Annotated in this window: 7 protein-coding genes; 4 read left to right on the top strand and 3 right to left on the bottom strand. The window is 50.6% G+C overall.

Translation table 11 applies throughout. The annotated features are described in order from the left end of the window. Positions 1 to 207 precede the first annotated feature (207 nt). Positions 208 to 702 carry a hypothetical protein gene (locus tag AC0QHF_RS16210; RefSeq protein ID WP_324705270.1) on the top strand — a complete coding sequence of 165 codons (495 nt, stop codon included), beginning with the start codon at positions 208 to 210 and terminating at the stop codon, positions 700 to 702. A gap of 523 nt (positions 703 to 1,225) precedes the next feature. Then, complete coding sequence (locus AC0QHF_RS16205) at positions 1,226 to 2,665, top strand: PAS domain-containing sensor histidine kinase (protein WP_324705269.1); 1,440 nt, start codon at positions 1,226 to 1,228, stop codon at positions 2,663 to 2,665. Here the strand turns inward: AC0QHF_RS16205 and AC0QHF_RS16200 are convergent. The 3 genes from AC0QHF_RS16200 to AC0QHF_RS16190 are packed head-to-tail and all read right to left on the bottom strand — an operon-like array spanning position 2,631 to position 5,970. Continuing rightward, positions 2,631 to 3,353, bottom strand: coding sequence for a DevA family ABC transporter ATP-binding protein (locus AC0QHF_RS16200; RefSeq protein ID WP_324705268.1), 723 nt, complete (start codon positions 3,351 to 3,353; stop codon positions 2,631 to 2,633). The genes AC0QHF_RS16205 and AC0QHF_RS16200 overlap by 35 nt on opposite strands. A 23-nt stretch (positions 3,354 to 3,376) precedes the next feature. Continuing rightward, positions 3,377 to 4,564 carry an ABC transporter permease DevC gene (gene devC, locus AC0QHF_RS16195; RefSeq protein ID WP_324705267.1) on the bottom strand — a complete coding sequence of 396 codons (1,188 nt, stop codon included), beginning with the start codon at positions 4,562 to 4,564 and terminating at the stop codon, positions 3,377 to 3,379. Continuing rightward, on the bottom strand, positions 4,561 to 5,970 hold the full coding sequence (locus AC0QHF_RS16190) for an HlyD family efflux transporter periplasmic adaptor subunit (protein ID WP_324705266.1): 1,410 nt from the start codon (positions 5,968 to 5,970) through the stop codon (positions 4,561 to 4,563). The genes devC and AC0QHF_RS16190 overlap by 4 nt, the downstream gene beginning before the upstream one ends. Positions 5,971 to 6,096: 126 nt before the next feature. On the opposite strand from AC0QHF_RS16190, the gene AC0QHF_RS16185 reads away from it, so the two are divergent. Continuing rightward, a complete protein-coding gene (locus AC0QHF_RS16185) occupies positions 6,097 to 6,708 on the top strand; it encodes a TetR/AcrR family transcriptional regulator (protein ID WP_324705265.1) in 612 nt (203 codons plus the stop codon). Positions 6,709 to 6,881: 173 nt separating this feature from the next. Next, a complete protein-coding gene (locus AC0QHF_RS16180) occupies positions 6,882 to 7,367 on the top strand; it encodes a DUF4168 domain-containing protein (protein ID WP_324705264.1) in 486 nt (161 codons plus the stop codon). Positions 7,368 to 7,434 lie beyond the last annotated feature (67 nt).

Here is a 7,434-nt window from a genome sequence, read left to right as displayed (position 1 = left end):
CCCCCATCCCCCCCAGCCCCCATCCCCCCCAGCCCCCCTTTGAAAGGGGGGAGAATTGGGGGGAGAATTGGGGGGAGAATTGGGGGGAGAATTGGGGGGAGGAAGGGGGGAGGAAGGGGGGAGTCGCTCGATTGAAAAGTTTTAAAATAGAGAAAAAAACTGCAATCATCACCCCTATTGCCTGTTGCCTATTGCCTATTGCCTCTTATGAGTTCATCCATTCTAGTCAACTTGAGAGAAGCGTTTTTGTCCGCCCCCGGATTTTGGGAAAGTTACCTGTCTCCGAAAGCCGGAAATTGGTGTAAGTTCGTCGAGGCGATCGATCGCAGCCAGACGGACGGCTATTCCATCGAGGGGCCGTTTGTCAGCCAGATCGATCGCCCCGCCATGCAAGTTCCCGGACTGTATTTGTATTGCCAGAAGGGAAAGCGGAAACGGGGGAGTTGCGATCGCCTTTATACTTTATTTGTCCTCGAACCGGACGGAACGGTACGGGTTTTAAATGAATGGAAAACGGCGAGTCGGGACTGGGCGATCGCATTGTGGCCGGAAATTGAAGCCTATTTTGTCAGTCAAACCCAGTCCGTCGAACAGCGTCGCCAGCAGTTGTTGGCGGAGATCGAATCTCTGGAATTTGAGTTGAGTCAGCGGCGGGCTGAATTGTTAGCTTTGGAAAACGACCCTCAACTTCACAATTTCTAAACAAAGTCGAGCTATACTTGAAAGTTTACATCGAATTTTATTGACCTGTCGGATCGGCTTTCATTAAAAAAACTGATGGTCAGCAATATTGAAAAATCTTAAAATGATGATATAAACTTATATGAACTTGAGTAAAATTGGGAGAAATTTTTTTCAGAGTTCGGGGGAACAGATCGTAATTCTTGTAAAGATCATCAGCAGGTATGCTACAGTTGAGGCTAATAATAGAGATGGGAAGGAGTTTAGACTGTTTTTGCAAAAAAACGAATGTTTTTCAATCAGTCATATCGGGGCGATCGGTTCTCCTTTATCTCTCAATAACAATTCCCCAATTAAATACAACTTTTTTTAAGAAAAATTGAACCGAGAAGAAAACGTATGGATGGCGAGTAGGGAGGGTTCTTGTTGCGGGAAAATTTGTCCGCGATCGCCGGGTAAAGCCTTGTCGAATCGTCGGTGCAATCGTTGACATGACGGACGATAAAAAACGGAAACAGCAAAATCAAGTCTAGGGAAAAGGAAAATGTTTCGCGCCCTATTTGAGCAAATAACCTGGGGAGTTGTTTTCACAACAATGGATGCTACGCCCATTTTCGTCAATCAAAAGTTGTGCGAACTGCTGGGGTATACTGAATCGGAGTTGATGAGTTGTAACATTCGGGATATTATCGATTTAGAACCCTGTAAATACGGCTGTTATTCCGGTCAAAATCAAACGTGCGGTTCCTCAAAATTTGGGACGGTCAAACGCCGCTACACTCGTAAAGATGGCACGACATTTTGGGGGTTATTTGTCGGGTTTAAAATTGGCGATATTCCCAACTTCGGAAACCTGAACGTGATTTTAATTCGGGAGATCAGCGATCGCAAACAGATCGAAGAAAAAGTCCGACATCATCACGACCTGCGAGAGGCGATTTTTACCGAGTCTACCGATGCAATTTTTATCGTCGATTCCGATACCCTCAGAACCCTAGATTTAAACCCGAGAGCGGTGGAACTGTTTCAAACATCGAGTCGGGAAGAGTTGATCGATATCGAAGTACACAGTCTCCAGAAGCGACAATTCACGCCGCCAGAAATGGAGCATATCGTCCGGGAGATCGATGAAAAAGGAAGCTGGAGTTCTGAGTTAGAATATATCACAAAAAAGGGGGATGAGTTTTGGGTAAATTTAGCCGTAAAGAGACTTTATTTTGCCGGTCAAAAGCTGAATATTGTCCGCATGATGGATATCACCGATCGCAAGCGGTTCGAGCAGATAAAAGATGAGTCTATTTCCACCGTCAGCCATGAGCTTCGCACGCCGTTGACCTCAATTTATGCGTCACTTTCCTTGCTTAATTCCGGCTGGTACGAGAGTCAACCTGAAAAGCAAAAACAAATGCTCGCAGTGGCAACCCGAGAAACGGATCGTCTGGTGCGTTTGGTGAATGACGTTCTCGATATCGAGCGGCTGGCATCGGGGAAAGCCGAACTGGAGAAAAGCATTTGCAATGTTGGTGAATTGATCGAACAGTCCATCGACGGCATTCAATCCCTCGCCGAACAAAAACAGATCGCCATCATCCGCCACTGGTCTACAACTTCAATTTGGGCGAATTCAGACGCGATCGTTCAAATTTTGATCAATCTTCTCAGCAATGCGATCAAGTTTTCTCCCCCCGAATCGATCCTAAAAATTTCTACTTCGATTCAAGATGACAATGTTTTATTCAGGGTTCAAGATCGGGGCTGTGGGATTCCACAAGAACAATTAGAGCATATTTTTCAACCTTTCAAACAGGTCAAAGGCGCGGGTCGCCATCCCAAAGGGACGGGTCTGGGACTGGCAATTTCTCAAAAACTCGTCCACCAACACGGGGGAAAAATTTGGGCGGAGAGTGTGGTCGGAGAGGGCAGCACCTTCAGTTTTACCATCCCCCATTCTAACTCGAAATCAACCGCCCGTCCTCCATGCTGACGATGCGATCGGCGATATCCAAAATACGGTTGTCGTGGGTGACTAACAAAATCGTGCAGCCCTGTTCCTTCGCCAATTTCTGCATCAAATTCACCACTTCTCGCCCCGATTTACTGTCGAGGGCCGCGGTCGGTTCGTCCGCCAGGACAATGGGGGGATGGCTGACCAGAGCTCGGGCGATCGCCACCCGCTGTTTCTGCCCGCCGGATAGGTCTTCGGGGTAATAATTCATGCGATCGCCTAACCCCACTTCCTCCAATATTTCCGCCGCATATTGCAGCATTTGGGCCGTGGATAATGTGCCGTGCATTTCCAACCCCATCCTCACATTTTGCAGGGCGGTCAAACTGCGGTGAAGGTTGTGGGCTTGGAAAATATAACCGATCTGTCGCCGCACCATCACCAACTGGCCGGAACTCGCCCCGCACAGTTCTTGATCGAGAATTTTCAAACTCCCAGAATGGGGCGATCGTAACCCTCCAACCAAAGTCAAAAGGGTTGTTTTTCCGGAACCTGAAGGCCCTGTCATCAGGACAATTTCCCCGGATTTTATCTCCAAATTAATATCGAATAAAACCTGTTTTTTTAACTGACCCTTACCAAAATAGTGGTCGAGGTTGCGAACCGAAATGACAGCCCGGTTTTCCCGTTGCAAACGAAGGTCGGGTTTCGGCAAAGTTGAGTTCATGGTAAAATGCAAAAATTGACAACTTAAAAAATATCGGCGGGGTCTGCTTCCTGTAGTTTACGAGTGGCGATCGCCCCGGAAATGCCACACATAATCATCGTCAAAATTAGGACTTTCACCGATCGCGCCAGGGTGATATAAATCGGCAAATTCGTCGCATTGCGGGTCAGGGAATACAATCCGAAAGAAATCCCCACGCCGGGAATGAATCCCAGCAGGGATAAAATCAGGGCTTCTTCCAAGACAATTCCCAATAAATAAACTGTCCGATAGCCCATCGCTTTAAAAGTAGCATATTCCGCCATATGGTCGGCGACATCGGTTGAAAGAACCTGATAAACGATAATGGTTCCCACCACGAACCCCATCGCCACACCCAGGTTAAACACAAACCCGACAGCAGTGTTAGCCGTCCAATAATCCTTTTCAAATTGGATAAATTCTTCCTGGGTCAAGATGCGGATATCCCGGTCTGGTAGGTCGGCTTTTAGCATTGCCTGAACTTCAATAATATCCGCCCCCGGTTCCACTTTAATTAATCCCAAATTCACCGCCGATGCGTCTTGTCTCGGCATCAAACGCAAAAAGTTTTGGTCGCTGGTCATTAAACTACCATCCGCCGCAAAAGATGCCCCCAATTCAAACAGTCCGGCGAGGGTAATGGTGCGACGTTCTATTTCGGTTCTCACCCGTTTTCCGTCATCAATGGAGGCAATTGCTTCCTGATATTCTCCCCGGGCTTCCCGGTCAAATAAGACGCGATCGGGGAGTTTTATCTCACTAATTTGGGGATGAGTCTTGAGGAAGTTAAAAGCGGGTCTATCCGGATTAAAACCCACTAATAAAATAGCTGTTTCCTTATGGGTTTGGGGATTTTTCCAGGTTTTCAACGCCACATACAAGGGATCGGCGGATTCCACCCCGTCCAGGTTCATCGCCTGATACAACCGCCGCCGGGGAAAGGTAGACAAACGGGTAAAATTCAGGGCTTGGGGACTGACAATCACCAAATCCGCATCTAAAGCCTTGTGGAGGCGGGTGTTGCTGTTGTAGAGTGCGGTTTGAAATCCCAACTGCATGAACATGAGAATATCGGCAAAAGCGATCCCGGCGATCGCCACCAACATTCTACCTTTATCGTGACTCAATTGCCGCCATCCCAAGGGGGTGCGCCGCGCCAATTTTTTGAAGGGGTTAATTAATCCGATCATTTGCCAATCACCACTCGAACTTGTAAATTTGTCAATCCCGAAACCTTCTCGCTGGAGGCTTCATCCAAACGCACCCGCACTTCTATAACTCGACCGTCGATATTCGCCGAAGGGTCGGCATTAATGACATCTTGGCGTTGAATTTGTAGCCCGATGCGGTCAACTTTTCCTCCCAATTCACCCTCAAAAGAATCGCTGGTGATGCGGGCGGTTTGTCCGATTTGAACCCGGTGAATATCGCTTTCGTAAACTTGGGCGATCGCCACCATTTCTCGGGTTTGTCCGAGTTCGACAATTCCCTCGTTGGCGACTCTCTCGCCCGGGTAGGTGTGAATTTCCAAAATTTGCCCGTCTCGGGGGGCGCGAATTTCTGCCAATTTCAAATCCGCCTCCGCCTGTCTGAGGGCCGCTTGAGCCGATCGCACTTCCGCTTCCGACACCGCCACATCCACGGGCCGCACTTCGGCGATTTTGTCGAATGTCGCCCGCGCCTCGGCAATTTTTTCGAGTCCGGCGCGATCGATTTGATTCAGTTTGGCTTTGGCTTCTTCGATCTGTTCCCGTTTGGCGAGGCGAATTTTCGTCAGTTCCGCTTCGGCTTCCTGAATTTGCTGGTCGTAGGTATTTTGAATGCGGGTCAAATTCACCTTCGCCTCCTGCAACCGCTGTTCGGCGGTCTGGCGGTCGAGGCGTTTGCGATCGCGCGATTCCTCGGAAATCGCCCCTTGAGCGTGCAGTTGTTCGTGGCGCCGCTCCTCATTGAGGGCGTTGTTATATTCTGCCTCGATGCGGGTTATTGTTGCTCGCTGGGCGTCCAATTCCCCCCGCTGCTGCGCCTGCAACCGGGCGATTTTGGCTTCCACGGCGTCGATATCCGTCCGGCGTTCCGTCTCCAACCGGGCGATGGTGGCCCGCTGGGCGTCGAGGTCGGTCTGCCGTTCCGCATCCAACCGGGCGATGGTGGCCTGCTGGGCGTCGAGTTCCCCGGTTTTCGCCCCGGCTTTGACCCGTTCCAACTTCGCCTCGGCCAGACTCACCTGTTCTCTGGCCTGGTCCACCGCCGCTCGCAGGCGATCGTAATTGTCCAAAATGGCGATCGCATCCCCGGCCCGCACCCAGTCTCCCTCACTCACCAGCAATTGTTCGATCCGGTTGCCTTCCGCGACACCGGGGGCGGAAACGGCGATCACCTCCCCCGCCGGTTCCAGCCGCCCCAAAGCCGTGACGGTGGTCGGCATCGGCAGACTGGCCGCGGCGACGGGGGTTTCTTCGACCTGGCCGGATTTCCACAGGACATAGGCCGTGACGCCTCCAACTCCCACGGTGGCAACGGTCGCCAACGTTAGCAAGCGGCGGGTGAGGGTCGGGGTGGAGGCGAAATCTGCTGCTGTTGCTCGGTGTACCATGACACACCTCTCCTTGAAATGGGGGTTGACGAACTAGACTGTTTAGTTCATATCCCGATTATACTAGACGGTTTAGTATAATGAAAAGGAGGGGAACCCAAAAAAATTCCAAAGGAGACCGCTATCATGGTCAGGACACCATCTCACCCGGAAACCGGAATGGCACCCAAAGCCGAACAGATCTTGCAGGGGGCGATCCGAGAATTTCTCGCCCACGGGTTCGCGGCGACGAGCATGGATCGGGTCGCCAAAGCGGCGGGAGTCTCCAAAGCGACGCTCTACAACCACTTTGGGGACAAGGAAAGTCTGTTCGGCGCCCTGACCGAATATTTGGGGGAGAAACGAATTCTGTATCTGGCGATCGACAGGCCCGCGGACCCCGCCAACTTTTTGAGAAACTGGGCGACGGCGGTTTTAAACCAGATGTTGGGCGATCCGGAATTGCTGTGTTTCGTGCGGTTGATCATCGGGGAGTCGGGGCGGTTTCCGGAGTTGGCGAAAACGTTTATCCGCAACATTGCCAAGCCCGGAATTGAGCGGCTGACGCGGGATTTAGAATTTTATCCGCAATTAAAATTAGCCGATCCGGAGGTGGTGGCGCGGATGTTAATTGGGGCGATCGTCCATTATATATTGACCCAGGAAATCATGCACGGGGCGGAGATTTTGCCAATGGATCGCGATCGCTATATTGACGGTTTGGTGAGTTTGGTGGTTAAATCAGAAAATCGAGGTTGACAATCTTTCGGGAGGCAGAGGAAGAGTTGAATGAAGGACTCTACCCTGAAACTGAGGCTACTCCCCGTGAGACTTGAGGCACTTTGATCGATGAATCCGACTGTTCGGATTCGGAATCCCGCCCGGGAATCCCCGTCGCCTGATGGGCGGCTGCAGTCAAGAGAAATTCAATAATGCTGAAAATCAAACGATTAACCGGTTCCTTTTTTGCCGTACTTTTAGGATTCGGAGCGGTTGGAACAATAGAGCCAGCGATCGCTCAAATGCCACCCACAGAACAGTCAGAGCCAGTTAATCTCACCAATGAGCACCTGGATCGTTTTGCCAACGCTTTTCAGGCAATCCGCACCATTCAGCAAGAATCTCAGGAGGAAATGATCGCGGCTGTGGAAGCCGAAGGACTCACGATAGATGAGTTCAATACGATCGCCCAAAGCCAAGATTCGCCTGCAGCAGCCGAACAGGTATCGCCGGATCAGATCGAGCAATTTGCGACGGCAGCAGAGCAGGTGGCTGCAATTCAGACTCAGGCTCAAGATGAAATTCGGTCAGCCATTCAAGCTGAAAACCTGACGCTTCAAGAGTTTGAGCAGATTTTAATCAGGGTTCAACAAGATCCGAGCTTGCAGGCGGAAATTAATCAGCGTTTGCAGCGTTAAGGGAGATGATGGGTCAGGACTTCAGGACAAAATAGGCGATCGCCGAAGGGGGAAACGGGAAAACTAA

Source organism: Lyngbya sp. CCY1209, from assembly GCF_055795065.1.
The sequence above is the reverse complement of the archived record's forward strand: the minus strand, read 5'-3'. Positions and strand labels throughout refer to the sequence as shown.